General features: G+C 58.8%; 2 protein-coding genes and 1 pseudogene. All 3 read right to left on the reverse strand.

Annotated elements, in window-relative coordinates; genetic code table 11:
• Nucleotides 1-836 (reverse strand): annotated as a pseudogene (locus tag P3C52_RS20905) (hypothetical protein); the annotation flags it as partial.
• Between the two features lie 53 nt (nucleotides 837-889).
• A complete protein-coding gene (locus P3C52_RS20910; RefSeq protein ID WP_275556778.1) occupies nucleotides 890-1,198 on the reverse strand; it encodes a hypothetical protein in 309 nt (102 codons plus the stop codon).
• Between the two features lie 8 nt (nucleotides 1,199-1,206).
• A partial coding sequence (locus P3C52_RS20915) for a TrbC family F-type conjugative pilus assembly protein (protein WP_275556779.1) occupies nucleotides 1,207-1,520 on the reverse strand: 314 nt, incomplete at its 5' end.

A 1,520-nucleotide genomic window follows, 5' to 3' on the forward strand; every position in this document is an offset into this window, starting at 1 on the left:
ATCATTCCCTCCCGGCCCTCATCGTAATGGCCATCGGTGTTGTAGCGTATCCGCATGCTGATAACCTGACCGGCCTTCACCTGCTGAGCGGCGAGGCTGAAGGTGCCGGAATTGTTAAGCTTTGTGCGAACCGTCTTCCCCATGACCTGGAAAGAATAATCAAGGCGATCGCCGTGCCAGCTGCTGCTTCTCGGATATAACAGTTCCCATGTCCCGCTGCTCACGGTGCCGCTTTCCGGTACTGTGACGTCGTACTGCACCCAGCCATCACTCATCCGTTTACCGGTGACGCTGCCGGCATTCAGCACCAGTTTCGTGCTGTACGTCTCGCGTGAACCGGTTGTCACGATGGTGGCCTTGCGTGTACAGGCCTGTGTCAGGTTATTGGCCATTTCACAGCGGTGTGTGGTGTACGTGGTTTTGTTCAGCTCCTGCGCCACGCACTGGCTGCCGTTGACGCCGGTAATGGCATCGGCGTTTTCCCGGATTTCGTCGCTGTACTTCATCATGTCAGAGTCATAGCTGAGCGTGTCCGCCGGGTTGTTCACATAGGATTCGCGCGCGGTTTGTCCGAGGTCGGACTCACTCAGTTCCGTCTGTCCCTTCACGTCGATATTTGTGGACGTCTGTGTCGGGTCGCCGTACAGGGCGCGCTGCGGCGCGTCTGCGCTGTAATTCTCGAAATAACTGTTCGGGTCGGCGCTGGTTGTGCCGTCAGCGGCCCTGCCGGCGTTAATGCCTTCCTGATTTGAGGCATCCATCGACGCCGCCAGTGCGCCCGCAGACAGGCAGGTCAGCAGCAGGCCCTGCAGCAGGGTGCGGGTTGCTTTTTTCATCTGGGTTTCCGGAGAGGGTGGAGAAATGCCCGCCGCAGCGGGCAGGGCAGGTTTCAGTCGCAGCGGGTAAAGCTGGCGTTAAGCTTCTCGCGATAGCTTGCGCGATCCATTGCATACAGACTCAGCAGCGAAGCGTAATCGCCGCTCTTCTCGGCGATACCGCGCAGCTGCTCCTCGCTGTAACCTTCACCGCAGGCTTTTTTATGCCTGGCGTTAATGTCGCTGAGCACGTTAGCCACATCCGGGTCCCCGCTCTGCTGCATGGCGTGGACGTAGGCATCGCCATCGTCAGCCGCCTGCACGCCAGTGACAACGCCTGCGGTAAGCAACGCCAGGCTGAATAGCATTTTTCTCTTCATCATGACCTCATTCAGTGTTTTTCAGATTCAGGACGGTGGCACTCGCCCCGCCTGTCGATCATGTCCAGCGCCTGATTCAGCGCCACGTTGCCGTACACGATGTCGAAGTGGTCGCCGCACTTCTTCACCAGCGCCGGCACCTGCTTTACGCCATAGCGGTCAAAGCGCACCGGGTCTATCTGCACACCGCGCACTTTATAGGTGGTGACCATGTACATCATGTACTTCGCGGTCTGCTCCATGCTGTCGCCGACCAGCCCCCGGAAGTACACCGGGATGTCCCGCGCTTCGGCCGCCTTCATCAGAATGGCCAGCTCTTTTTCCG

Origin of the sequence: Mixta sp. Marseille-Q2659, assembly GCF_940807255.1 — a bacterium.
Taxonomy (GTDB): domain Bacteria; phylum Pseudomonadota; class Gammaproteobacteria; order Enterobacterales; family Enterobacteriaceae; genus Mixta.